This is a genomic window from Halorhabdus salina (assembly GCF_013839425.1).
Taxonomy (GTDB): Archaea; Halobacteriota; Halobacteria; order Halobacteriales; family Haloarculaceae; genus Halorhabdus; species Halorhabdus salina.
Map to the genome: position 1 here is coordinate 67,445 of NZ_JACDNP010000010.1, position 23,960 is coordinate 91,404.

Sequence of the window (23,960 nt, forward strand, 5' to 3'; positions counted from 1 at the left end):
GCAATGTTACGCCGGAAGCCGCGCCGACATGCGGCCGGTATCGCGCTCGTGTCCGGCGTCGGGAGTGTCTTGCTTGTGCTCCACGTCTTGCACTTTCTCGAACCGCACGAGAACCTTCGAACGGTCCTCTATGGCATCTTGGTCCCCATGGGATTGGCCGGGGCCGTCATCGTCGGGGCGTGGTGGCTCTGGCAGAGTGACTTCGACGGCTCCCACGTATCTCGGATCGCCCTCTGGTGTCTGTTCGGGGCAGTCGTTTTCGCGCTGGGAAACGTACTCATGATCCGCTACCAGGCGGCCGAAGACGTCGTCATGAGCGACCAGATGTACGTGCTTGCGAACGCGGCCTCGTTCGGCGGTGTCGTGGGACTGGTCACTGGCGTTTACAACGCTCGACAGCGACGTACTCGTGCCCACGTCGAACGCCTGAACAAACAACTGACAGTCCTCAACCGCGTCCTCCGACACGACATTCGCAATCACTCGAACGTCATCCGGGGGCGGGCCGAACTCCTGGCCGATCGTCTCGAGGATTCCCATCACGTCTCGGTCATCGAGCGGCAGGCGAGCGACCTCGTCGAACTGGGCGATCACGCCCGCGAGATCGAACAACTCCTCACCGAGGACGATGACCACCATCGAACGGCCGTCGATCTCACCTCGCTTCTGGCGGACGTGATCGAACGCGTCGGCCAGGAGCACCCCGACGCGCACATCGACGTGTCGCTTCCGGATTCGGCGCAGGTTTCGGCACACCCGCTGGTCGAATCGGCGGTCGACAATTTGCTGGTGAACGCTGTCGAACACAACGACAGCCCACAGCCACACGTCTGGATCGAGTGTGCCCGGGACGAATCGGGCGACGAGGAAACGGTTTCAGTCAGGATCGTCGATGACGGACCTGGCATCCCGGCCGCCGATCTCGCCGTTCTCGAACGGGGCTATGAAACCCCACTCGAACACACGCGCGGTCTTGGACTCTGGCTCAGCAACTGGATCGTCTCGAAGTCGGGTGGACGTCTCGACTTCGGGGAGCGTGACGACGGAGGAACCGTCGTCGAACTCCAGTTACCGGCGGCCACATCGCAGTAAGTCGAGGGACTCCCCGGCTATTCACCGCTCGATTGCCGCCCGGCCACTGGTCGCACTCGCGATTCGATCGCACAGTTCGTCGCTTTCCGCAGTCGGCACACGCACTGAAAATTGTACGTCCTCGCCGTAGTCGCCATCGAACTCGACACCCTCGCTCTCTAGAATCCCTCTGACCGTCCCTGAATCGTCATATTCGACGGTGATCGACAGTTGTTCGTGGGGGCGCTCTTCCGTGACGCTCGCGTCCTCGATTGCCTCCTTGACGGCCCGTGAGTAGGCGCTGACGAGCCCGCCGACGCCCAACTCCGTCCCACCGAAGTATCGCGTCACCACGACGGCGACGTTCTGTAGGTCTTGGCCCTGGAGGACGTTTAGTGCGGGCTTGCCGGCCGATCCCGACGGCTCGCCGTCGTCGCTTTCGTACTCTCTGAGCGGGTCGTCTCGAACCCGGTAGCCCGGGACGTTGTGGGTCGCGTCGTCGTACTCCACCCGGACCTCCTCGATGAACGACTCGGCAGCCGGGACTGTCTCGACGGGCCGGGCGTGGCCGATGAACTCCGAGCCCGAAATCACGAACCGCGAACGCCCGGGTTCGGCGATCGTCCGATAGACCTCGCTGCTCACTGCCGGGGCGTTCGCGGCCCGGGGAGAAACCAGTTTCGCGTCGGCGGCCCGTGCAGTCGCTGTCCCGCAGTTTCACTTTCACTCCGGTCGGGTGGCTTATTTACTCATTCGCGAACCAGCTGTATGTGGAGCGTCGTTGACGACACACAGTCACACGCTCCGAGTCGTTCCCCTTTCCAATGCAACACCACAGCCACGCCGTCGGCTGCTGCCCGCACTGTGATGCGCCGATCGAGGAGCGACGGGTGCTGATAACCTACGAGCGTGCCGGCGGCGAGGCCATGTACGCGACGTGTCCGGAGTGTACTGACGTCGTTCGCCCGGAGTGACCGGGCCGCTAGAGTCCCGGTAGGGGCGACCGACACCGCAACCCGTTTTGACTGCCGGACCGTACTACATCGCGTGTACCGACGGGCGTTTCTCGCGACTGCGACCGCTGCGGGAGCGACGACACTGGCCGGGTGTGGCTCGATCGAGTCCCGGGCAATCGACGTCCCGACTATCGTCTCTGAGCGGCCCCAAGGGAGTTACGTGCCCAGTCACGTCGAGGGCATGGATCGCGTGGGCTCGGTCACGGCCGGTCCGTACGAACTCGTCGTGACCTACAGCTACCCCCATCGCTTCTGGACGGTCACTGGCACTGCTTCCGAGCGCGTTCCGCTGGGAGACGACGACTCGCTTCACCTGATGGCGACCGTCCGAGATCGAGAGACTGGCCTCGTCGTCCCCGAAGTCGGGCTCTCGGTGACGATCGAGCGAGACGGCTCTCTGGTCGCCCAGGAGACGATCTATGCCATGCTCTCCCAGACGATGGGGCTCCACCACGGCGACAACTTTACCGGGCTCGAAGACGGTCGCGCCTATCAACTCGACGTGACTGTCGGCGCGCCCACGGTCCGGCTGACGGGGGCCTTTCGCGATCGATTCAGCGATCCAGTGACTGCGTCGCTATCGTACTCGTTCGACAGCGGTGCGGTGAACGACCTCCGTTTCGACCGTCTCGACCGGGCCGGCGAGCGCGGCGCGCTCGATCCGATGGGGAATGCGATCGCTGGCGCAACAGCGCCGGATACAGCGACGCTTGCCGGCCGAACAGCCACGGTGCGGGCCGGCGACATCCGTTATATTGTCGCCATCCGCAGCGATGCGCCGCCGGGAATCGACGCCGGTCCATATCTCGCGGTGATTCCCCACACCCGGCACAACCGGATTCGCCTCTCACGGATGGGATTGGCCGCCCGTCTCACCGGTGGCGACGGGCTAACCGAGACGCAATTGACCAGAACGTTCGATCCCGACCTGGGCTATCACTACGGGACGACCCTGTCGGTAGATCCGACCGGACGCACTCTCTCAGTGCCCGTCGAGACGCCGCCACAGGTCGCCCGCCACGAGGGCTACGAGACGGCCTTTTTCGATATCTCGACAGCATCGGTCCAGCTATAGCGGCTCGCCGGTCGGGGATACTGCTGGAGCGCGTCGGAGTCGCCGGAGGCGGTGTGGTTTTCGGGGCGGAGCCCCAACAGTGACCCATGCCAGCGGAGCGATCCGGACTCGGCCGACGCCAGTTCGTCAAGGCCGCGGTAGCGGCCGGCGGCGCGGCGGCGCTGAGTGCGTGCCTCGAGCAGACGGCCGAGCCAGTGCCGACAGGGGTTGAGGACCCTGGAGCGGTGCCCGATCGCCAGCACGCCTGGAACGACCGAATCCGGACCGACGACCATGGCAACGTGCAACTCCCGCGTCACCAGGTGTTCCTGTATCTGACGCTGGATCGGACCGGCTCGCCGACCGAGGCCGATCGGGCGACCGTCGAGTCGGCGCTGTCGACGCTGGATCGGGCCTACGAGCGCTCGAACGATGGCCTCATCTACTCTGTCGGCTACTCGCCGGCCTACTTCGAACGCTTCGACGCCTCGCTGCCCGAGTCCGTCGACCTGCCGCCGCCGCGCCGATTATCCCCGTTCGAGGACCCGGCTTTTGACACGCAGGACGCCCTCCTCCACCTCGCCAGCGACCGGGCCGACGTCGTGCTGGAAGCCGACCGCGCGCTACGGGGCGAGCGTGATCGGGCCAACGGCGTCGCCGTCGAGACACCACTCACCGACGTGTTTTCGGTTGCTGACCGCCGGACTGGCTTTGTCGGTGAGGGACTCCCAGCCGAGAAACAGGACGTGGACGGAATCCCCGATTCCAAGCCCGTCCCCGAGGCTGCGCCGCTATTCATGGGGTTTGAGGCTGGATTTCGCGGGAATCAGGCTACTGAGGACTACGTGACGATCGAATCAGGGCCGTTTGCCGGCGGGACGACCAAGCACGTCTCGCGCCTCCGCCAGCGCCTCGATGACTGGTATGGCGAACAGAACTTCCCCCAGCGGGTCGCAGAGCTGTTCAGCCCCGTCCACGCTGAGGACGGACTCGTCGAGGGAATTGGGGAGAACTTGGGCAGCGACAGCGGACTCACGCCCGCGATCATCGAAAACGTTCGCGAGCATGCCGGCGAGTTCGGCCGTGTCGGCCACGCCCAAAAGGCTGCGCGGGCCAATCGCGACAGCGACGGCAATGTCCGACTCCTCCGGCGTCACTGTGAGTCGACCGACGGCGACGTCGCTGCGTTGCACTTTCCCTCACTCCAACGGGGCATCACGGCCTTTGAAGAAGTCCGGCAGTCGATGAACGGGGCCGACCTGACCGACGAGCCGGCGATTCGACAGCGGGTCAACAACGGCATTCTTGAGTACATTTTCACCACTCACCGGGGGAACTTTCTCGTCCCACCGCGACGCCATCGGGCGCTCCCGGACGCACACCCGGCGTGATGCTCTCCGTGCTGAAGGCAACAGTCTCGACCGATTTCCCCGGTGTCGTAACGTTTACTGGGTGGCCCGCCGGATCGACGTGATATGCAACGACGCGCTGTCGCGATCTCTGTCGTGCTCTTCCTCGTCGTCGGCGCCGGGGCCTACGCCTTCATCGGCATCTCGGAGGCCCCGTCGGTGTCGCTGCCGGGCGAGGCACACACTGCCGGCGACACGTTCAGCGTGCAGGATCGGACGTACGCCGTCGAGAGTGTCGATGGCTCGGGCGATGGCTCCGGTGAACTCGTCTGGACGAACGAGTCGGCCCGCTACACCGAGACACTCGGCAACGACACGACGATATCTCCACTTGATCTCCGGTGGGATGGCCAGCACGCCCGCTGGTCGACGACGCTCGAAGACGGCTCGACGATCCCCTACGAAAACGGCACTTATCGCGTGACGGTCAACACGTCCGCCGACTCGCCGATGGCGATGCTTTCGAACGTCGCGAACGCTTCCGAAAATACGACGGTCGCCGTCGAAGACACGCTCACCTACCGACAGAACGAAACGACCGTCACGGCGATCGACGACGACGGCGTCACCCTGGTCTGGGGCGAATCCTACCGCGTGACTGTACCGAACGTCACTGAGCCTGACTCGGCAACGTTCGTCCAGGAATTCGACGTCTCGAACCGTCTCGCCCGCGACTCGGCTGTCTACAACGAGACTGTCTCGGTTGATGGCGTTCGGTCTGTCGTGTTCCGGGCCGACAACGGGACGCTCGCTCTTTCGGACTATCTGCCCGAGCCCGACACCGCCACCCTCGAAGAAGGACAAGAGGTGTGGTATCAGGGCAACGACGCGACGATCGGGAACGTAACCGGCGATAGCGTTCCGCTGGTCTGGTCGGCCGAACGGACGAACCCGGTCCGGCTCTCAGGGGCGAGCAACGTCACGCTCAACGACCAACAGTACTTCGTGTACTTCCCGGACGAGTCGTCCGTCAAAATTCTCCCCAGCGAGGATGCCTTCCAGTCCTACCAGCAACAGCAATCCGAGATCGACTACTACCACGAGCGGATGAACGGACTCTGGGGCGTCGCCATTCTCAGCTTCCTCGCCGCTGTCGCGCTGCTTGCGATGGCGTACCTACCAAAGAAAGGCTGATCTCGCCGCTGATTTTCACTCGGTCCGGGCGAGCCAGGCAAGGCCGACGCCGATGGCGATCATGCCCGCGACGCCCAGTAGCTGAATCACCGAGACGAGGGTACTGCCGTTCGTACTCCAGGGTTGGCCCGCCATCGTGCCCAGTCCGACGACGACGAGAAACGCCCCCGTCACGATCCCGATCGGCTCCAGTCGATCCGCAAAGCGATCCGTGACGCTGTTCATACCCGACCTGTGGGCCTCCCGGTGGTAAATCAACCGGTTCGGCCACGGACGCGTTCGCTGGTCTCTGACCGAAAAGGCTGCCCAGAACCAGCGTTCTTCCGGGCGTTCGGAGGCGACATGTTCGAGCAGGTCTCGGGCGTCGTGTACGCGCCCTCGATCTTTCAGCTGTCACTCCTGCCTTCGTCGTCGGCGATCCGGTCGACATCGGTCGGATATCGACTATCGGCAGTCCTCGATGGCTCGGTAGTACGTTCCCATGCGTCAATCGAGCAAGTACGGGCCGTCCAGAAACGCCATGCCCGCGATACAGTCGGCCGGGGCTAAAGCGTCCACTCCACGATGGGGCGCCGGCTTACGGCTCGCGAGCCCTCACGAGGAGGATCTGTCTGGCTCTCCACCCGCCACTCCCGTCGTTCAATATAGCTGATTTTGGTTTATGGGCTACTGACGTCCTCCCACGGTCGGTGACGAGTTGCATCGAGTGCTCGCGGCTGGGCCGGCTGTTTCTGTCCTGTAGAGGTGCTGCGGCGTACTGGTCCATCGGCACTCCCAGAGTTACTCAATGGTATCGTGCCCGGATAGCGGATTCGAGACGATCGAGAGCAGTCAGAGCGGCCTCGCCAGTTTCGGCCCCCGACTCGGCACACTTCGGGCGCTTCCTGGCCTGTTGTGTGTATTCCATGTGAACCTGCTTTCCCGACGGTCGCCTCGATCCCGGTTTCACTACTCCCTGCTCGGCTTACTCGAGTTTACGGAAAGGTTAGCGTTACCGGCCCACACCGTGACAGCGGCACCGTCACGCGTGGTTCGCCCTCTCATTTCACCAGAAGGCAGACTATTTTGGTCGCCTGAAAATCTTTGATTTCCCAGTCCACCAGAATTCAGTTGTTTTGAAAGCAGAACCAGGCTATGGACCTACGTCTCTGACCAATCTCTCTAGTAGCGGGCACAAACTGTCTCGTCGGGATTCGGTTCGAAGTTGGAGCCTCGGCAGAAAGAGGAGTGAATCCGTAGTAAACTACATTTCGATATATGGATGCTGAGCGACGACAGAAGCGCACTGTCACAGGGTCGAAAAAGCTCACAATCGCTATGCGGTAGCGGTACTGTAGGCTGTCGGCTAGAAGGCCAGGAGCAGGAGATTGGCAGAACTGGCTCAGCTACACCCGATCGCCGACGATTTCGACGAGGTCGTCGACCGGGACGTTCTCTTCGTCGCCGCTCGCCATGTCGCGCAGCGTCACCTCGTCGTTTTCGAGGTCGCGTTCGCCGACGACGATGGCGTAGGTGGCGTTGATTCCGTCCGCGTAGCCGAACTGGCTGCCGAGGTTCCGGTCGGCCAGGTCCGTTTCGACCGTCAGCCCTTCGGCCCGAAGGTCGGTTGCGAGTTCGACTCCGACGTCTCTGACGCTCTCGGAGACGGTGGCAACGTAGACGTCGGTCGAAACGGTCTCTTCCGACCAGACCCCTTCCCGTTTCAGGAGTTCTCGAGTCGTCGAGTACCCGAAGGCGAACCCGACGGCGGGGACGTCCTGGTCGCCGAACAATCCGACGAGCTCGTCGTAGCGACCGCCGCCAAAGAGCGCCCGCAACTCGCCCCGCGTGTCGAAGGCCTCGAAGACCAACCCGGTGTAGTAAGCGAGTCCGCGGACGATCGAGAGGTCGAGGTTGCACATCTGGGCGACGTCGTAGGCATCGAGGTGATCGGCCAGCGACGCCATTCGGTCGACGGCGGTTTGGGCGGCCGGATCGTCGGGAGCGATCGCTTCGAGTTCGTCGATCGCTTCGGTTATCGGCCCGCTGATGTCCGTCAGGTCGTCGACCAGTTCGGCCTGCTCGGCCGACAGGCCGCTCTCGGTCAGGGCCGTCCGGAACTCCGCTTCTTCGAGTTTCTCCTTGTCGTCGATGACTTCCATCGTCGCCTGGGTGTTCTCTACGCCCTCGGCCTGGAGAATTGACTCCAAGAGGTTGCGATCGTTGATGAGGAACTCCACGCTGTCTTCGACGCCGAGTTTCTGGTAGATCGTCGCCCCGCAGGCGATCACTTCGGCGTCGGCGGCGACCGATTCGATGCCGAAGATGTCGATGTCTGTCTGGAAGAACTCACGGTCCCGGCCCTTCTGGACGTTCTCGTAGCGCCAGCGTTTCGAGGTGTCGACCCACTTGATCGGCGTCGAGAGATCCTTGCGCTGTTGGACGATCCGTGCCCTGGTGGGCGTCTGTTCGGGCGTCAGTGTCACCTCCCGACCGCCCCGATCCTCGAAGCTGTAGGTCTGTTCGAGGAGTTCCTCGCCGGACTTGACCCGGTACAGTTCCGTCCGCTCGACTGCGGGCGTGTTGATTTCCCTGAACCCGAACTCACGGGCCGTCTGTTCGACGACGTCGATCAGCGCCCGCCAGGCGGAAAACTCCCCGGGCAGGCGATCGTACATTCCTTTCAGACTCGTTGTTTCGACCATGGTTTGCTGGGTCTCCGTTTCGAAAATACCGAGGCGGCTCTGTGCGCCCTCGATCGGTTCGATCGCGAGGCCGAACTCCCTGGCTGTCCCGCCGGTGACGAACATGTAAATGCCCGCGACGCCGGGTTTAGCGTCGGCCAGAACCTGTTCCTCGTCGGTGAAGTCGATGTCGCTCTTGTGTGCGTACTCGTCGTAGGTGTACAGCGGCGACTCCTCGTCCCAGACGACGCGGGCCAGCGCGGCTCCGAGTCGCCGGAAGGATTCGGGGACGAGAACGGCCTCGGGGCGCTCGGGAATCTCGTCATCGCCAGACATCGCCGCCCAGGTCACGTCGCTCCCAGTTGCGCCCGTCCGCTGATAGCCGCGGTCGGCCAGCACGGCTTCGACGGCTGATTCGAATCCCACGCTCACGTCGACGTCTTCGTAGCCAAGTAGCTCCTCGAGTATGGCGTCGTAGCCCGCGTAAAACCGGCTCGCACCTTGCTCCCAGGCGTCACGTGGCGATTCGTACCCCTCGATTCGGCGATCGGTGAATTCGATTTTCTCTAAGACCGGGCGGGGATTGAGTCGCCCGAAGTGTTTGAACCCGATCCGGAAGGTCCCCATCTGATCGGTGTAGCCGGTGTCCGGGTCCCCAGTGTCGTTGATCGCGTTCAACCGATCGATCTGGGCCTGTAACTCCTCGAAGCCTTCGCCCGTCTTGGCGGCTCGTTTGCCTTTGCCATTGATGAGTGAGCGGATCCACTCAAGATCGTAGCCTTCGCCGTCGAGTTCGATCGACAGTGCGGCCCCGGCGTTGCGTCCCTTTTCGGGGACCAGCACTCGCTCACCAGCCATCGCAATCCACCTCGTGGCTGGGTGCTGATCGAACGACTATCGAGAACTTAGCGGAGATGAACACACTCACCGACGATACGCACCATCACGACTGTCTCTGAACGCTCGGTCCCGAAATATATATCGGTTGGTGCTGATCGAGGCCGCTCAGGGCTGGTCGTCGGCGTCGCTCGCCTCAGGGTCGGCCGCCGGTTCGCGCTGGACGACGAGCACCGGTCCGAGGAACCGCTCGGCGACCTGGTCGGCTGGCATCCCGAAGACGAACGTCGATAACGACGAGTCGGATTCACCCATGACGACGACATCGTAGGTTTCTGCGAGATCCGCAATCGCGTCGACCGGCTTCACGTCCCGGTCGGTCCTGGTATCGACGTGATCCGTGTCGAAGCCGTTCTCGTCCATGCGGTCGATCACCCCGTCCAACAGCACCTCGACGTCGGCGTCACTCTCGTCCTCGCTTGTCACGTGATACAGCGTCACGTCGATCCCGCGGTCGGCGAACAGGCCGCCCACTACGCGGGCTAGTCGGTCGAGGCCGACCGTCCCGCGGACAGCCACGAGGACATCCTCGACCGCGGCAAGCGCTCGGGGAACGAGGGCGGCGAGACAGTCGTACTCGGCGATCTGGCGATCGATCGTCTGCTGAGCGTCGTGGGTGAACACGAGGCGCTGATCGACGGTCGCTCCGGCATCGACCAGCAGTTCCTCGTAGGCGTCGAGACGCGAGAGGGCCTGGTCCTCGAACTGCATCCGGGCCTGGCCGGGCGCGGTTTGCTCCGGGATGACGTGGTATCCCAGCAGGACGACGTGGGCCTTTGCAAGCAACTCGGTGGTCCCTTCGGGAAGCGATTCGTCTTCGAGTACTCGAATGGGGACGAGTACGCTCGGTCTCTCGGTCATGTTAGATGTCACCTTTGAGTCGGATGTCTGGGGCGTAGTAGCGATACCAACCGTAGGACAGCGCCATGATCACGATCCCGATGACGATCGAGGCGCCGTTCATGAACGGGATCAACGCGATGCTGGCGACGGCACCGATCGCCGGCAACGCTGGCGCGCCTGGCATCCGGAAGTCCGGCTCGTACCAGTCTGGATCCCGACGGCGCAACACGAGCAGGGCGACACAGATCAGTGCGTACATCACCAGGTGGAGGAACGATGCCACCTCCGCGAGGATCTCGACGCTGTCGGTCGCGACGAGCACGAGAATGGGGCCACCGGCCATCGCCAGGGCGACGTGTGGCGTGCCGTACTTCAGGTTGATCTCACTGGCTTTCCGCGGCAGCAGGGCGTCACGGCTCAGCGCGTAGATCGACCGCGAAGCGCTCAGGATCGAGGCGTTCGCCGAGGAAAACGTCGCCAGCAGGCCGGCGACGAGAATCAGCACGGCACCGGGCAACCCCAACAGGTCCCGGCCAACATTGACCATCGCGGTCTCGCCGAACTGGCCGAGTCGATCCGCGCCGAAGGTCGACGTGGCGACGAGAATCGTCACCGCGTAGAAGACGGTCACGATGATAACCGATCCGATCATCGCTAGTGGCAAGTTTCGACTCGGCTGCTTGATCTCGCCCGCGACGGTCGCCACCTGGGCGAACCCGAGATAGGACGTAAACACGAGCGCGGCCGTCGAGAGCACCGGGAAGTAGCCTTTCGAGAAGAACGTGTCGGGAACGGACTGGCGACCGAACACGCCCAGTGCGTCGAGGACGCCGAAGGTGAGGACACCAGTCAAAATCACGAGCAAGATGACGACGATGCCGTTCTGGAGCGCTGCCGTCCGCTCGGTGCCGCCGACGCTGAGCGCAGTCAGTGCGGCTCCGGCGATCAGCCCGAGCACTACGTGAGGCGGAATTGGTCCGAGAGTGAGGGCAACTCCAATCTCATCGAGGACGGCGACGACGTAGTGGCCCAGTCCAACGAGGTAAAACGCCGCGGCGAAGACCAACCCGAGCCACAGGCCGAGCCCGACGATCGCGCCGCCGGCCGTCCCCAGGCTGCGGGAGATGAAGTAGTACCCACCCCCGCTGCGGGGCATCGCCGTCGCGAGTTCCGAGGCTGGCAGGGCGACCAGCAGCGCGATCACACCACCGATCGCGAAGGATAGCGCCGCCGCCGGGCCAGCCTGGTAGGCTGCGAGGCCGGGAAAGACGAAGATTCCCGCCCCGATCATCGTGCCGATACCGATCGCCAGCCCACCGACGAGCCCGATCGTCCGCTCCAGTTCGACACCTTCGTCGTGCGTCGTCGTCTCCTCGGTGACCGTTTCCGGTTCGGGTTCCGGTCGTTCCCCCTCGATGTTTTGGCCGGTCCCTTCGCCGGTCTCTGAGGAATCCGCCATACTGTGTGTGGTATTAGCTGACACATAGTTCCACCGACGGGGTATATGACTGACGTGTCTCTTAGGGCCCCGGGATCGACAAGGCACCGCAACTTGTTAACATAAACCGAACGAACGATCGTCCAATGGCATCCCAATCGTGGTCAAGCGTCTCTCGTGAGGCCGCCGCTTGCGGGAGGTCGTCTTGAAATGGCACTCACGTTCTGGGCGCTGGCAGTGCTTGCGACGCTGACCTGTATCGGGATGGCCTGGGCGCTGGGGGCAAACTCGAATTCGCCGCCGTTCGCGCCGGCGATCGGGGCCAACGCCATCTCGACGATGCGGGCGGCGTTTCTGATTGGGATCCTCGCGGCCATGGGTGCACTCCTGCAGGGCGGCTCGATCTCGGAAACCGTCGGCAGGGAGCTCATTTTGAACACGCAGATCACGCCGCTGGCCGCGACGGCCGGACTCCTCACAGCGGCGGCGTTCATGGCCTTCGGTGTTCGGACAGGCTATCCGGTGCCGGCCGCGTTCGCGACAACTGGCGCGATGGTCGGTGTCGGGCTGTCGCTGGGTGGCGATCCGGCCCTCGCCAAGTATCAGGAACTCGCGCTATTCTGGCTGCTCGTCCCGCCCGTCTCGGGTGGACTCGCGTTCGAGACCGCGACGATCCTTCGCCGAGACGACATCCCCGAGACGGTCGGTGTCCCGCTGTTGGCCGCCATCGTGTCGGGCATTATCGCGAACGTCGAACTCGGGATAGTGCCGTCTCCGGCGGGGCGACCCAGAATTCGGTCGCCGGGTTCGCGACCATGCTGGTCGACCTCCCGTCCCCGCTTGTCCGGGGCGTCGCCACCGTGGCCTTTGCCGTCCTCGGATTTCTCGTGATCCGTCGGCGGACCCAGGCGTCGGTCCAACGGGGCATCCGGACCTTTCTGGTGGCGCTTGGCAGCGTCGTGGCCTTTTCCTCGGGCGGGAGCCAGGTCGGGTTGGCGACCGGGCCCCTGGAATCGCTGTTCGTCACCGAACTCGGGCTACCGACGATCGCGCTGCTCTCGATCGGTGGTGCCGGGATTCTCGCCGGTGCCTGGATGGGTGCCCCACGGCTGCTCCAGGCCACCTCCCGGGAGTACGCCCAGTTGGGTGAGCGGCGCTCCATCGCTGCCCTCGTCCCTGGGTTCATCATCGCCCAGTTAGCCATCGCGCTGGGCATCCCGATCTCGTTCAACAACATCATCATCTCGGGCGTGATCGGCGGCGGCCTGGCTGCGGGATCGGCCGGCGTTTCCCGCCGGAAGATCGGCGTCACCGTCAGTTTCTGGCTCATCACGCTGGCCTCCTCTGTCGGTGTCGGCTACGGCATCTACTGGGTGTTTTCGACGGCGCTCGGGATGCAGTGAACTCGAGCGAGCTACAACCTGTCGAGTTGTCCGTACTCGTCCAACCGCAACGAGTAGCCCGTCTTCGCGTCTGGATCGAATCCACACTGCTCGTAAAAGTCGTGAACGCGGGGTTCAGATCGTCCGGTCTGCAACAGCACTTTGTAGCAATCTGCTTCGTGCGCCCGGCTGATCGCCGCCTCGACGCACCGGGTCCCGAAGCCCTCTCCGCGCCAGTCTTCGTGGGTCACGACGTATTCGATCACGCCAAACGGTTGCCCGCCGTGGGTCACCGACGGGATAATCGAGAGCTGGCACGTCGAGACGAGTTGGCCCTCGTGTTCGACGCCGAGGAGGACCGTCGAGTCGTCGGCCTGGAGCGTCTCCCAGGCCGCCTCGACCGCGGCCGTCCGCTGCTGGGGCTCTTCGAAGAGCATCCCGTACAGATCCGGCACCTCGTCGCGTTCGTCCGGCCGGACGGGTCTGGTCGTCGCCATCCCACTTACCCCTCGTAGTCGCTGCCCACGACCTCCCGGATTCGCTGGGCCGTCACCTCACCGACCCCCTCGACTTCCTGTAGGTCATCCTCGTTTGCGGTCATCACGGCTTCGACGGTCCGGAATTCTTCGAGTAGCGCCTGGGCGGTCACCGGCCCGACGTCGGCGATCGAAGCGACGACGTACTCCTGCTGTTCGGGAAGCGTCTTCGATTGTTTCTCGCCGTGGACGCTGATCTCGCGATCAGCGGTCTCCTGTTCGCGTTGGGCGATGGTCGCCAGCAAGGCCGCCGTCCCCTCTTCGTTCTCGGTCCGGAGGACGCTCGCGCCGAAGTCCACCGCCAGCGCCGCCAGCGCGCCTCGGATCGCGTTCGGGTGGACGTTGCGTTCCTCGTAGAGGCCCTCGCCTTCGAGGATCACGACCGGCCGATCGTAGTAGCGGGCGTCGTCTTTGACTTGCTCGAAGACCGACCGGTCGCCGCCCGTGAGTGTATCCAGGAAGTCCGCGACCGATTTGCGCTCGACGACGACCCGATCAGAGAGCACGTAGTCGCCGACTTCCAGTGTCTCAAGCCGGGTTTCGATCCCCTCGCGCCGGGCCAGATCCCGGCCGATCGCGCTGTCGAGTTCCCGCTGGTCGATGACGATCTCACATCCCTCCTCGCGGTCGGCTGTGGCGGCTGTCCCCTCTGGTTCGTCCGCGTTGCCATCGTCTCCGTCATCAGCCGACTCGACTGCATCCTCCTCGGTCGGCGCGAAGGCATCGAGCCCGGTCTGGCTGTCGGTGTCGTCTGTGGTCTTGCTGCTATCGTCATCCGTCGATCCGTCTTTGTCCTCGCGCTTGCCGCCGGTGCCTTCGTGGGTATCAGATTTCGCGTCGGCAGCTGTACTCTCCTCGTCGGCGTCGAAAGCCGTCAGGTTGACCTGTTCGTCCAGCCGGGACTCGATTTCGCCGGCGACGTCTTTCAGCGATCGCAGTTCCTCCTCCATGCGCTTCTCGTCCTGGCGGGATTTCCAGAAGTAGGCCTCGTCGCGGGTGTCCTCGGCGATCAGGACCGTGACGGCTCCTTCAGTCTGGCGGCCGGTTCGGCCCTTGCGCTGGATCGACCGGATCGCCGTCGGGACGGGTTCATAAAAGAGGACGAGATCGACTTCAGGGACGTCCAGGCCCTCCTCGGCGACACTGGTCGAAACGAGGACCTCGAATTCGCCCTCGCGGAAGGCATCCAGGGTCTCCTGCTGGTCGGTCTGGGTCATCCCGTCACTGCCCTCAGTGTCGCTCTGGCCGACGAATTTCCGGGTGTCGAAGTGCTCACCCAGGAAGTCCGTCAGCGTCTCGGCGGTGTCGCGGGATTCGGTGAAGACGATGACGCGCTCGCCGTCTTCGATCCCGAGCGTCTGAGCGATCAGCATGCGCGTCCGCCTGAATTTCGGGTGCAGATCGTCGAAGTTCTCGGCCTTCCGGACTGCTTCCCTGACCTTCGGTTCGCTGACCAGCCGCTGGTCGGCCTTCGAGGCTCCGGAGGATCGGGCGGCGTTCTTCAATCGCTCGAAGTACCGGCGCAGGCTCTCGACGCTCTGGGTCTCGGCGTAGGTGACGGCCGTCCGCAATTTCCGTATTTCGGCCAGCAGACTCATTCCCTGATAGCCCTCTGATTGATCCGCGTCCATCAACTCCTGAATCTTGGCCTGGATCTTCCGGATCACCCGCTCGGAGACATCCGGCTGGGTTTTCCCGGTGACGCCGAGTTCTTTCAGTTGGCTCATCCGGTCCTCGATTACCGCATGCAGGGCGTCCCGAATCTCGATAACCGGCTCGGGCAGTTCGACGCGCTCCCAGTCGACACTCGTCTGGTGGGTGTAGGCGGCCACGTCGGCATCATCCTCGGTCATCACCTCGACCTCGCGGATGCCGAGGTTAGCACAGACCTGGAGGATCGCTTCCTCGTCGTCGCCTGGGGAAGCGCTCATGCCGGTCACCAGGGGGTCCGTTGCCTCGGCGTGATAGCGCTCGGCGATGAAGGTGTACGGATAGTCGCCGCTCGCCCGGTGACACTCGTCGAACGTACAGTGGGTCACCGTCGAAAGGTCGATCCGCGAGCCGAGGATGTCGTTCTCGACGACCTGCGGCGTCGCGATCACGACCGTTGCCTCGTCCCACAGTTCGGCGCGGTCGTCGGGCCGCACTTCGCCGGTGAAGACGACGATCTCATCGTCGTCGATCGTGAGGGCTTCGCGGTAGAAGTCGGCGTGTTGTTGGACGAGGGGCTTGGTCGGGGCCAGCAGGAGGGCCTTCCCGCCGACATCATCGAGACGTTCGGCGGTCACCAGCAGACTGACGGTCGTCTTTCCCAGGCCGGTCGGGAGACAGACAAGGGTGTGACTGGTCGCCGCTGCCGCTGCCAGTTGGGTCTGGTAGGCCCGCTGTTCGAGTACGCCTGCTTCGACGAGCGGCCGGTCGACGGACTTGCCGTCTGCTTCGTCACCCTCGCCTGTCGCTGCCATTGGGCCATCGTTTGCCCCGACAGCGCCTAAGCGTTCGGATACCACGGTGAAAGTGATCCGGGTATCACGCGGCCAGCAGCCGACGCTGTTTTCACTCCCGTCACCGAATCACCCAGGGATGACCACCGTCGTCTGGGCGCTCAGGCACGGACAGCGACAGGATAGCGTCGACCCCGACTGGGACGATCACGCGGATCGCATCCACGATCCCGGGCTCACCGACCACGGCCATTGGCAAGCCACACAGGCTGGCGATCGCCTCAGCGAGGTGACTATCGGCGAAATATATGCGTCACCGTTTCTCCGGGCCGCCCAGACTGCCGGCCACGTCGCTGCTGCCACCCAGGCCTCGGTTCGCCTCGAACCCGGTCTCGGTGAGCATCTCAATCCCGAGTGGTTCGACTCGTTCCCCGAACGCCTCCCTGAGGACGACCTCGCTGAGCGCGTGCCACGGATCGAGTCCAACTATCGCCCGCTCCTAGAACCGACGTTCCCGGAGGACCACGAGGAGGCTCAGCGACGCATCGGCGAGGCCACCCGCCGGATCGTCGACGACGCGAGTGCCGAGTGCGTGTTGTTGGTCGGCCACGGCGCGACGATCGGGGGCGTGGTCGCCGGTCTCGCCGGTGTCACTGACGGTGTGGACGCACCGCTTGCGGGGTTGACGAAACTCGTCCGTGATGGGGAGAGTTGGGAACTGGCGTTTTCCGGCGAGACCGCTCATCTCGAGGAGTGACGCCAGTCGCCAGGACGATCGCTACAGTACTGTCAGAGCGGCTTCCATCGCCACGGCGGCCCCGATCGGGATCGTCAGGTTGTCGTCGATGACGTAGCCCCGGACGATCGGCTTGATCCCGTCGGCGAGCGTCGCGGCGACCGCACCAATCACTGCGACGGGCGTCGCGACGAACGGAGCCGCGAGCAACAGGCAGAGTCCGAACGTCGCCAGCAACACCCACGTCTGCTTGGCCGGGCGGAGTTCACCCGACCCGAGCAGCCCACTGAACGGGTCGGCGATGGTGAGCATGAGCATCGCCGGGACGGCGACCGGCGATTCCGTCAGACCGACGACCAGGTACTCGGCCCCAGGCGGTGTGAAGGCGACGGCGACGACGGCAAGTCCGACCGCGCCTAGGAAGTAGCCCGCGAGGTTTTCTTGCTCGTAGCTCCGGGTGAGCCGATCGAAGATCGCCCAATCCAGACCGACGTACAGGCGAACGATCTCGAGACCGAGGGCCCCGAGGACTGCCACACCCAGGAACAGCTGGACCGCTCGCCACGTGACCTCCGCGAGGAACACGTACGACAGCGGGATGGCACTCGTACTCGCGTGGACGAGCCGTCGGGCGATCTCGTCGTTCAGCCGTTCGAGTGCGCTGGGAAACACTGGTCTAAAGCGTCGCGAACGTTTCCTCGCCGGCGACGAGGGCTTCGACCGTTGCCGCCAGGTCCTCAACGGCAACTCGCCGCTGGTCGGTCGAATCACGGTCCCGGATCGTCACTGTCCCGTCTTCGAGGGTGTCGTAGTCGACGGTCACGCAGTACGGCGTGCCGACCTCGTCCTGGCGGCGGTAGCGACGTCCGATCGCCCCCGAGTCGTCGTACGTGACCGCGAAGCCGGCTTCCCGGAGGTCGTCGGCGATCTCGTGTGCGCGCTCGCCCAACCCGTCCTTGTCCATCAACGGGAAGACGCCGACGGTCGTCGGGGCGACTTCGGGCGGGAGTGAGAGATAGGTCCGCTCCTCGCCGTCGACTTCGTCCTCGCGGTAAGCGTGATCCAGCGCGGTATAAAGCGCCCGGTCGATCCCGAGTGAGGGCTCGACGACGTGCGGGGTGATGTGTTCGCCGGACTCGGTCATCTCTTCGACGGCGAAGCCGGTTTTCTCGACCGGAACGGTGTACTCGTCGCCGCCGACTTCGACTGTCACGTCCTCGCCTTCGAAGGCATCCGGCGTGTCCTCAGCCAGGGACTCGAGTGCGTCTGCGACATCGCCGGCCGCGCCGCCAAACTCCGGCCCGAGATAGCTCATGTCCGGATCCACCGTCGGTTTCTCGACGGTGACGGGGTCGTCGTACTGTTTGAAGACCGTGAAGTCTTCTTCGCTGTGGGCATCGTGTTTCGAGAGGTCGTAGTCGGCCCGGTAGGCGAACCCACCGAGTTCGATCCAGTCGGGTTCCTTGCCGGGGTCGCTGACATCGCCCTCGGCGTCCCAGCAGTCCTCGGAGTAGTGGGCGAGTTCGCCCGGGCGGTGCTGGCGGAAGCGGAACCGATCCATGTCCAGCCCGATGCGCTGGTACCATTCAGCGGCGACGCCCAGGTAGTAGGCGATCCACGGGTCGGCGATGATACCATTGTCGACTGCTTTCTGGATCGTGGTCTCGATGACGCCGCCGCCCTCGCAGTCTTGGGCTTTGGCCGGATAGAACCGCGCAGAAACGTCCCCAACAGCCGAGAGGTCCGGCTCGTCCACCTCGGGGTCGATGAACAGTTCGAGTTCGGCCTGGCTGAACTCCCGGACACGAAGTAGTGACTTCCGGGGACTGATCTCGTTGCGGTAGGCTCGCCCGATCTGCGTGACGCCGAAGGGGAGCTGGTTGCGGGCGTACTCGGCGAGTTGGGGGAACTCGATGAAGATGCCCTGGGCCGTTTCGGGTCGAAGATACCCCGGTGAAGACGAGCCCGGACCGATCGTCGTCTCGAACATGAGGTTGAATTGCTCGATCGCCTGGCCGGCCAGTCCCGTCCCGCAGGTCGGGCAGACGAGTTCGTACTCGGCGATGACTTCTTCGATGCGTTCAGGTGCCAGCGATTCGGCTTCTTCGATCCCTGTCTCGGTGTCCTCGACGATGTGGTCGGCCCGGTGGGACTCTCCGCACTCGGGACACTCGACGAGCATGTCGTCGAAGCCGTCAAGGTGGCCCGAGGCTTCAAAGACCGGTTCGGGCAGGACTGTCGGCGCGTCGACCTCCATGTGCCCTTCTTGGATGGCAAACCGGTCGCGCCAGGTCGCCTCGACGTTGCGTTTCATCGCCGCGCCCTGTGGCCCAAAGGTGTAAAAGCCGGAGACGCCGCCGTAGGCACCGGCCGATTGCAGGAAGAAACCGCGGCGCTTTGCCAGTTCGACCAGTCGTTCCGCCTCGACCTGGGTCATCGTAGCGTTTTCAGGATGTCGATGTCGCGGACGATGCCCGCGAGGTCGTCACCCGAGACCAGCGGCACCTGTTCGATGTCGTGGCGGATCAACAGCTGGGCCGCCTCCTGGGCAGTCCGGCGGCCGTTGACCGTCACGAGGTCGGCCGTCATGTACTCGCTGACCGGCTCGTCGGGGAACTCGACGTTCCGGGTGGGCATGTAGCTGTTCCCGACGGCTTTGATGCCTTCCCACATCCAGTCGTCGTCCTGATTGGCGATGGATTCGCCCGTCTCGGCTTCGCCCTCGACGACCTCGGCGACCGTCAGGACGTCGACTTCGGTCAACATGCCACACATCTCGCCGCCGTCGTCGAGGACGACGCCGTAGGGCACGTCGGCGTGAGAGAGTTCCCGCTCGGCGACCGGCAACGGCGTTCCGGCGTAGACGCAGTTGACGTCACGTCGCGCGAGTTCGCCGACCGGTCGATCGCCGTCGTCGACGCTCCCTTCGGCGATCGCTCGGACTACGTCAGTGATGGTGACGATGCCTTCCAACCGTCCGTCGACGACCGGCACGCGTGGCTCGCCCGTCTCGACGATCGTTTGAGCGACATCTGTGAGATTAGTGTCCGCAGTCGTCGTCGGCACCTCCTCGACGAGCAAGGCGAGCTGGTCCTCATCAGGGGATTTAATCAGCGAGTCACGCGTGACGATCCCGCGGAACTGTTCGCCGTCGTCGGCCACTTTGACGACTGGGACCGACGAGAATTGCCGTTCTTGCAAATACTCGAGGACGTCGTCTCTGGTGCCCGGTATCTCGACCGTGACGACATCCTCCCGTGGCGTCATGACGTCCGCGACGTTCATACTGGCAAGTACTCCCAGGTCCACGTACTAAATCTTTGTTTAGTCGACGTGCCCGATTTCACCCCGTAAAGTATGGGTTTTCGCCTCGGTCGGGGCCAAACTGTATTAGCCAACCGTCGCCGATCGTCAGACGGTTGGCGGACGAATCGCGGTACTGTCAGTGGGTTTCGGCACGTTTATGTATGATTGTTACTTACTCACATAGTATGTCGCAACAGCCCGACGCGCTCGCGGCAGATGGTCAATCAGACGGTGAGATCATGGCCGCAATCGAGGAAGACGAGGCGCTCGTCATTGCCGACATCAGCCGCGACAACGCGTATCTTTCGATGCCGGTTGCGGAGGCGGCATCGCTGTCGGCGTGGCGATAGGGCTTGCTATTTTGGGGTTTGTGCCTTCCAGGACTGCTTCCCGTCGCGAGCGGGAGAAAACAAGCGTTATGCCGGGGCGTGCAGTCTCCCCTGATATGGAGATCGTAGTCACGGGCCCGGTCGACGAGATCGGACTGACACTGCTTTCCGAGGCTGGCCACGACGTCCGGACTGTCGAGGTCGACGGGCCGACGGCACTGGCCGACCAAGCCGAGACCGCAGACGCACTGATCGTCGCCGGCGATGTAGCGGTCACCTCGATCGTTTTCGAGCGCGCTCCGGACCTGCAGATCGTCGGACAGGCCGGGATCGATGTCGACGCGATCGACGTAGAAGCGGCGACCGACAGGGGCGTTTTGGTCGCCAACGCCCCTGAAGAGAGCGTCCGATCGATCGCCGAATTCGTCGTCGGACTGGTGTTCGCCACCAGCCGTGGGATCCCACAGGGCCACGTCCGGCTCAAGGGCGGCGAGTGGGCGAAAGGTGACATTCTTGGGTCGGAACTCGACGGCAAAACGGCCGGCTTGATCGGGTTCGACGACGTCGGTCAGGAGGTCGCAAAGCGGCTGGGGAACCTCGGGCTCGATATCGTCGTCTACGCCCCCGACGCTGAGGACGAACGGATCGAACGGATCGGTGCCGAGATCGTCGACTACGAGACGGTGCTCGACCGGGCGGACTTCCTCTCATTGCACGAAAGCGCCGATGCCGATGTCGTCCTCGGTGAAGACGCGTTCGACGCACTCGGTGAGGGATACCTGGTCAACTGCGGCGATCCGGCACTCATCGAGGAGTCCGCACTGGCCTCGGCTGTCGGCGACGGGCCGCTTCACGGCGCCGCGCTCGACACCGTACAGGACGCACCACTCTCCGAGGACAGTCCGCTCCGTGATGTCGAGGACGTCATCGTGACGCCTGGTATCGCTGCCAGTACGACCGGAACCGCTGAATCCGTTTCGACGGCGATCGCCCGACAGATCCTCGCCGCGTTCGCGGACGAACCAGTCGAAAACGCCGTCAACACGCCCTCGATCTCGCCGGACAAGTACCCGATGGTCCGCCCGTACGCCGATCTGGCCGAGACGGCCGGTCGGATTGCCCTCCAGCTATTCGGGGGGACACCTTCGGTCGTCGCGGTCGACTATGCCGGCGAGATTGCGACCGAGGACGTCGAACCGATCACGGCAGGCGCCCTGACGGGCGTGTTCGATTCGCACGGGTGGGACGCCAATCCGGTCAACGCCCGCCGCGTCGCCCAGCGGGAGGGCGTCGAAGTCGACGTTTCAACGAGCCACGAGGCCCCGGACTTCCAGAACCTGCTGACGGTGACGGTCAGCGACGGCGAGCGCTCCCTCAGCGTCGAAGGAACCCAGTTTGCCGATCAAGACCCCCGTATCGTCAGTATCGACGACTACTGGGTCGAGGCGATTCCCCACGGCTACATGCTGATCGTCCGGAACGCGGACGAACCGGGCGTTATCGGATACATCGGCACGGTGCTGGGCGACCACGACGTCAACATCGCGGGCATGTTCAATAGCCGCGAGGCGATCGGTGGGGAGGCCATGTCGGTGTACAATCTCGACGACGAGCCGACGACGGCCGTCCTCGAGGCGCTCAACGACGACGACCGGATCCTCGATACGACGGTCGTCCAACTCAACGGCTTCTGAGCAGTCCCACGTTTCTACAGCTGTTTCTCCGTGTCACCCAGATCTCCGGCCCCCGTCCGCATCCAGATGTAGACTCCGTCTTCGCGCGAGCCGCGATAGCTCTGCCAGAGGAATTCTCGCGCTGCGACTGCCTGATGCACGGGGGAGGGCGACTCGACGGGCGATCCGCCGCGGTCGTCCGTTTCGGCCGTGACGACTGTCGCCTGCCGATCCACCCCCTCCCCGGCGTTTCCGTCGTCGGTGCCGGCACGCACCGGATCTCGATCCTTACGGTGGTTCCCCACCTGTCGATCGTGATCTGTCGGGACTGATTCGTGATCGGCTGACATGGCAACCCGTCACAGTTGGCCAGCCAGCAAAAAACATCGGCAGACACGCGTCAGCCTGGGGTTTGACGCGCACCGCTGGCACCACCTGGGCCGCAACTGCCGGTCGTTCCTCAGGAGCGCAGGTGTTCGAGCACTTTGTCGGTATCGTCTGGCACCGGTTCGGGCTCCGTCCCGGCCGCGACGGCGGCGTCGGGGTCTTTCAGCAGGTGGCCAGTTGTCAGACAGACCACGGATTCGTCGGCACCGATCTCGCCCTCCTCGCGGAGTTTTCGCAATCCCGCGATCGAGGTCGCCGACGCGGGTTCGACGCCGACGCCCTCCTCGGCGAGGGTTCGTTGGGCGTCGGTGATTTCGTCGTCGCTGACAGCGACTGCGGTCCCGTCCGTCTCCCGAATACCCGGCAACGCTTTGGGTGCATTGACCGGATTGCCGATGCGGATCGCCGTCGCGATCGTTTCGACGTCCGCCCATCGTTCGACGTGATCCCACCCCTTCTCGATGGCTTCGACCATCGGTGCCGACCCTTCGGCCTGGACACCCGTGAGTTTTGGTACATCTTCGGCGTCGATCGCTCCGCTGGCCTCCAGTTCCCGGAAGCACTTGTACAGCGCGGCCGTGTTCCCGGCGTTACCGACCGGCAGCACGATCCGGTCGGGGAAGTGGCCTTCTTCGTCGCGGAACTGCTCCATGATCTCCAGGCCAATCGTTTTCTGTCCTTCCAGCCGGAAGGGGTTCAGCGAGTTCAGGAGGTAGGCCTCGCCTCGATCGGCGAGATTTTGCACGATGTCGAGACAGCGATCGAAGTTTCCATCGACCTCCAAAATGTGTGCCCCGTGGAGGCTCGCCTGGGCGATCTTTCCGGCGGCGACCTTTCCTTCCGGGAGGAGTACGAGCACTTCCAGTCCTGCCCGCGACCCGTAGGCCGACAGCGCCGCCGACGTGTTGCCAGTCGAGGCACACGCGAGTCGATCGACACCAACTTCCTGGGCGACCCGGACGCCAACGGTCATCCCGCGATCCTTGAAGCTCCCGGTCGGATTCATTCCCTCGTGTTTGACCCGGAGGCGCTCGACGCCGACTTCGGCTTCCAGCCGGGGCACCTCGTGGAGTGGGGTGTTGCCCTCCGGGAGCGTGACCCCGGTGTCAAACGGCAATGCCGCACTGTACCGCCAGACGCCCCCGTGGAAGGCACTCGCTTCGTCACCGAAATCCTCGAAGGTCGGCAGGTCGGCGTAGCGAACTTCGAGCAATCCGTCACAGTCGTCGCAGGTGTAGCGAATCCCTTCGAAGGGAGCGAACGTCTCACCGCACTCGATGCAGGTCAGCCAGACCCCGTCCGTTGCCTCGGCCGGCTCGTCTTGGGTGATCTCCAGATAGCTCATTGTGTGTTCCGACGTGTCGCAGTGGAAAAAAGCCGCGGAATCCACGCCACCACCTTTTCATTTCGTCAGATTCGCGGGGCGAACCCGACTCGCGAAAAGCTGGACCAAAAACACCGTTCGCTCTGTTCGCGGTTCCACCACTCACAGTTCCGAGACGCTCCCGCTGGTCGCGTCTCGCTCCTCGCGGGATTACCGCTCGCTCAACCACACGAGAAGTCCGTTCTGTGCGTGCAACCGGTTCTCCGCCTGGTCCGGCAACCACCTTTTTCTCCTCGGGTGTCCTCGCTCGCTTCGCTC

20 protein-coding genes and 1 pseudogene are annotated in these 23,960 nt (G+C 63.9%); 9 read left to right on the forward strand and 12 right to left on the reverse strand.

Annotated elements, in window-relative coordinates:
* Positions 1 to 3: 3 nt before the first annotated feature.
* Positions 4 to 1,092: a sensor histidine kinase gene (locus tag HZR20_RS12205; protein WP_181687022.1), complete on the forward strand. Its 1,089-nt coding sequence runs from the start codon at positions 4 to 6 to the stop codon at positions 1,090 to 1,092.
* Between the two features lie 21 nt (positions 1,093 to 1,113).
* Here HZR20_RS12205 and HZR20_RS12210 read toward each other — a convergent pair whose 3' ends face one another.
* Complete coding sequence (locus HZR20_RS12210; protein ID WP_181687023.1) at positions 1,114 to 1,716, reverse strand: IMPACT family protein; 603 nt, start codon at positions 1,714 to 1,716, stop codon at positions 1,114 to 1,116.
* A gap of 179 nt (positions 1,717 to 1,895) precedes the next feature.
* Here HZR20_RS12210 and HZR20_RS12215 point away from each other — a divergent pair, with 179 nt between their 5' ends.
* The 4 genes from HZR20_RS12215 (at position 1,896) to HZR20_RS12230 (ending at position 5,684) form a co-directional block, all read left to right on the forward strand.
* Entirely contained in the window at positions 1,896 to 2,045 is a 150-nt protein-coding gene (locus HZR20_RS12215) for a DUF7837 family putative zinc-binding protein (protein ID WP_181687024.1), read from the forward strand.
* Positions 2,046 to 2,118: 73 nt separating this feature from the next.
* Entirely contained in the window at positions 2,119 to 3,162 is a 1,044-nt protein-coding gene (locus HZR20_RS12220) for a DUF7350 domain-containing protein (RefSeq protein ID WP_181687025.1), read from the forward strand.
* Between the two features lie 86 nt (positions 3,163 to 3,248).
* Positions 3,249 to 4,532: a DUF7405 family protein gene (locus HZR20_RS12225; RefSeq protein ID WP_181687026.1), complete on the forward strand. Its 1,284-nt coding sequence runs from the start codon at positions 3,249 to 3,251 to the stop codon at positions 4,530 to 4,532.
* Positions 4,533 to 4,616: 84 nt separating this feature from the next.
* Positions 4,617 to 5,684 carry a hypothetical protein gene (locus tag HZR20_RS12230; RefSeq protein WP_181687027.1) on the forward strand — a complete coding sequence of 356 codons (1,068 nt, stop codon included), beginning with the start codon at positions 4,617 to 4,619 and terminating at the stop codon, positions 5,682 to 5,684.
* 15 nt (positions 5,685 to 5,699) lie between these two features.
* Here HZR20_RS12230 and HZR20_RS12235 read toward each other — a convergent pair whose 3' ends face one another.
* From HZR20_RS12235 to HZR20_RS12250, 4 genes are all read right to left on the reverse strand, one after another.
* Positions 5,700 to 5,909, reverse strand: a complete 210-nt coding sequence (locus HZR20_RS12235; protein WP_181687028.1) for a hypothetical protein — start codon at positions 5,907 to 5,909, stop codon at positions 5,700 to 5,702.
* A 1,160-nt stretch (positions 5,910 to 7,069) separates the two neighbouring features.
* On the reverse strand, positions 7,070 to 9,205 hold the full coding sequence (gene hisS / locus HZR20_RS14635; protein ID WP_258560441.1) for a histidine--tRNA ligase: 2,136 nt from the start codon (positions 9,203 to 9,205) through the stop codon (positions 7,070 to 7,072).
* A gap of 147 nt (positions 9,206 to 9,352) precedes the next feature.
* On the reverse strand, positions 9,353 to 10,105 hold the full coding sequence (locus tag HZR20_RS12245; protein ID WP_181687029.1) for a universal stress protein: 753 nt from the start codon (positions 10,103 to 10,105) through the stop codon (positions 9,353 to 9,355).
* Position 10,106: 1 nt separating this feature from the next.
* Positions 10,107 to 11,546: an APC family permease gene (locus HZR20_RS12250; RefSeq protein WP_181687030.1), complete on the reverse strand. Its 1,440-nt coding sequence runs from the start codon at positions 11,544 to 11,546 to the stop codon at positions 10,107 to 10,109.
* Positions 11,547 to 11,735: 189 nt separating this feature from the next.
* On the opposite strand from HZR20_RS12250, the pseudogene HZR20_RS12255 reads away from it, so the two are divergent.
* Positions 11,736 to 12,928, forward strand: a pseudogene (locus HZR20_RS12255) (anion permease).
* Between the two features lie 11 nt (positions 12,929 to 12,939).
* On the opposite strand, the gene HZR20_RS12260 reads toward HZR20_RS12255, so the two are convergent.
* Together HZR20_RS12260 and HZR20_RS12265 are read right to left on the reverse strand one after the other, a co-directional pair.
* Entirely contained in the window at positions 12,940 to 13,404 is a 465-nt protein-coding gene (locus HZR20_RS12260; RefSeq protein ID WP_181687031.1) for a GNAT family N-acetyltransferase, read from the reverse strand.
* Between the two features lie 5 nt (positions 13,405 to 13,409).
* Positions 13,410 to 15,908, reverse strand: coding sequence for a DEAD/DEAH box helicase (locus HZR20_RS12265; RefSeq protein ID WP_181687032.1), 2,499 nt, complete (start codon positions 15,906 to 15,908; stop codon positions 13,410 to 13,412).
* A 118-nt stretch (positions 15,909 to 16,026) separates the two neighbouring features.
* On the opposite strand from HZR20_RS12265, the gene HZR20_RS12270 reads away from it, so the two are divergent.
* Positions 16,027 to 16,644, forward strand: a complete 618-nt coding sequence (locus tag HZR20_RS12270; RefSeq protein ID WP_181687033.1) for a histidine phosphatase family protein — start codon at positions 16,027 to 16,029, stop codon at positions 16,642 to 16,644.
* A gap of 21 nt (positions 16,645 to 16,665) precedes the next feature.
* Here HZR20_RS12270 and HZR20_RS12275 read toward each other — a convergent pair whose 3' ends face one another.
* The 3 genes from HZR20_RS12275 to HZR20_RS12285 are packed head-to-tail and all read right to left on the reverse strand — an operon-like array spanning position 16,666 to position 19,908.
* Positions 16,666 to 17,271, reverse strand: coding sequence for a dolichol kinase (locus HZR20_RS12275; RefSeq protein ID WP_181687042.1), 606 nt, complete (start codon positions 17,269 to 17,271; stop codon positions 16,666 to 16,668).
* Between the two features lie 28 nt (positions 17,272 to 17,299).
* Positions 17,300 to 19,060: a glycine--tRNA ligase gene (glyS, locus tag HZR20_RS12280; protein WP_181687034.1), complete on the reverse strand. Its 1,761-nt coding sequence runs from the start codon at positions 19,058 to 19,060 to the stop codon at positions 17,300 to 17,302.
* Complete coding sequence (locus HZR20_RS12285) at positions 19,057 to 19,908, reverse strand: CBS domain-containing protein (RefSeq protein WP_181687035.1); 852 nt, start codon at positions 19,906 to 19,908, stop codon at positions 19,057 to 19,059. The genes glyS and HZR20_RS12285 overlap by 4 nt, the downstream gene beginning before the upstream one ends.
* Positions 19,909 to 20,114: 206 nt before the next feature.
* Between HZR20_RS12285 and HZR20_RS12290 the strand changes: the two genes are divergently transcribed.
* Both HZR20_RS12290 and HZR20_RS12295 read left to right on the forward strand, forming a co-directional pair.
* Positions 20,115 to 20,279 carry a DUF7556 family protein gene (locus tag HZR20_RS12290; RefSeq protein WP_181687036.1) on the forward strand — a complete coding sequence of 55 codons (165 nt, stop codon included), beginning with the start codon at positions 20,115 to 20,117 and terminating at the stop codon, positions 20,277 to 20,279.
* A 95-nt stretch (positions 20,280 to 20,374) separates the two neighbouring features.
* Entirely contained in the window at positions 20,375 to 21,952 is a 1,578-nt protein-coding gene (locus HZR20_RS12295; protein ID WP_181687037.1) for an NAD(P)-dependent oxidoreductase, read from the forward strand.
* Positions 21,953 to 21,966: 14 nt separating this feature from the next.
* Here the strand turns inward: HZR20_RS12295 and HZR20_RS12300 are convergent, their stop codons facing one another.
* Together HZR20_RS12300 and thrC are read right to left on the reverse strand one after the other, a co-directional pair.
* Positions 21,967 to 22,281 (reverse strand): hypothetical protein, encoded by a 315-nt coding sequence (locus HZR20_RS12300; RefSeq protein WP_181687038.1) that lies wholly within the window; start codon positions 22,279 to 22,281, stop codon positions 21,967 to 21,969.
* Between the two features lie 110 nt (positions 22,282 to 22,391).
* On the reverse strand, positions 22,392 to 23,663 hold the full coding sequence (thrC, locus tag HZR20_RS12305; RefSeq protein ID WP_181687039.1) for a threonine synthase: 1,272 nt from the start codon (positions 23,661 to 23,663) through the stop codon (positions 22,392 to 22,394).
* Positions 23,664 to 23,960: the final 297 nt, after the last annotated feature.

Excerpts from the sequence above, each read along its gene's own strand:
- HZR20_RS12215 (WP_181687024.1), top strand. The coding sequence starts at position 1,896 with ATGCAACACCACAGCCACGCCGTCGGCTGCTGCCCGCACTGTGATGCG.
- HZR20_RS12260 (WP_181687031.1), bottom strand. The coding sequence starts at position 13,404 with ATGGCGACGACCAGACCCGTCCGGCCGGACGAACGCGACGAGGTGCCG.
- glyS (WP_181687034.1), bottom strand. The coding sequence starts at position 19,060 with ATGACCCAGGTCGAGGCGGAACGACTGGTCGAACTGGCAAAGCGCCGC.
- hisS (WP_258560441.1), bottom strand. The coding sequence starts at position 9,205 with ATGGCTGGTGAGCGAGTGCTGGTCCCCGAAAAGGGACGCAACGCCGGG.
- HZR20_RS12235 (WP_181687028.1), bottom strand. The coding sequence starts at position 5,909 with ATGAACAGCGTCACGGATCGCTTTGCGGATCGACTGGAGCCGATCGGG.
- HZR20_RS12265 (WP_181687032.1), bottom strand. The coding sequence starts at position 15,908 with ATGGCAGCGACAGGCGAGGGTGACGAAGCAGACGGCAAGTCCGTCGAC.
- HZR20_RS12290 (WP_181687036.1), top strand. The coding sequence starts at position 20,115 with ATGTCGCAACAGCCCGACGCGCTCGCGGCAGATGGTCAATCAGACGGT.
- HZR20_RS12230 (WP_181687027.1), top strand. The coding sequence starts at position 4,617 with ATGCAACGACGCGCTGTCGCGATCTCTGTCGTGCTCTTCCTCGTCGTC.
- HZR20_RS12295 (WP_181687037.1), top strand. The coding sequence starts at position 20,375 with ATGGAGATCGTAGTCACGGGCCCGGTCGACGAGATCGGACTGACACTG.
- HZR20_RS12225 (WP_181687026.1), top strand. The coding sequence starts at position 3,249 with ATGCCAGCGGAGCGATCCGGACTCGGCCGACGCCAGTTCGTCAAGGCC.
- HZR20_RS12285 (WP_181687035.1), bottom strand. The coding sequence starts at position 19,908 with ATGAACGTCGCGGACGTCATGACGCCACGGGAGGATGTCGTCACGGTC.
- HZR20_RS12250 (WP_181687030.1), bottom strand. The coding sequence starts at position 11,546 with ATGGCGGATTCCTCAGAGACCGGCGAAGGGACCGGCCAAAACATCGAG.
- HZR20_RS12245 (WP_181687029.1), bottom strand. The coding sequence starts at position 10,105 with ATGACCGAGAGACCGAGCGTACTCGTCCCCATTCGAGTACTCGAAGAC.
- thrC (WP_181687039.1), bottom strand. The coding sequence starts at position 23,663 with ATGAGCTATCTGGAGATCACCCAAGACGAGCCGGCCGAGGCAACGGAC.
- HZR20_RS12205 (WP_181687022.1), top strand. The coding sequence starts at position 4 with ATGTTACGCCGGAAGCCGCGCCGACATGCGGCCGGTATCGCGCTCGTG.
- HZR20_RS12270 (WP_181687033.1), top strand. The coding sequence starts at position 16,027 with ATGACCACCGTCGTCTGGGCGCTCAGGCACGGACAGCGACAGGATAGC.
- HZR20_RS12300 (WP_181687038.1), bottom strand. The coding sequence starts at position 22,281 with ATGTCAGCCGATCACGAATCAGTCCCGACAGATCACGATCGACAGGTG.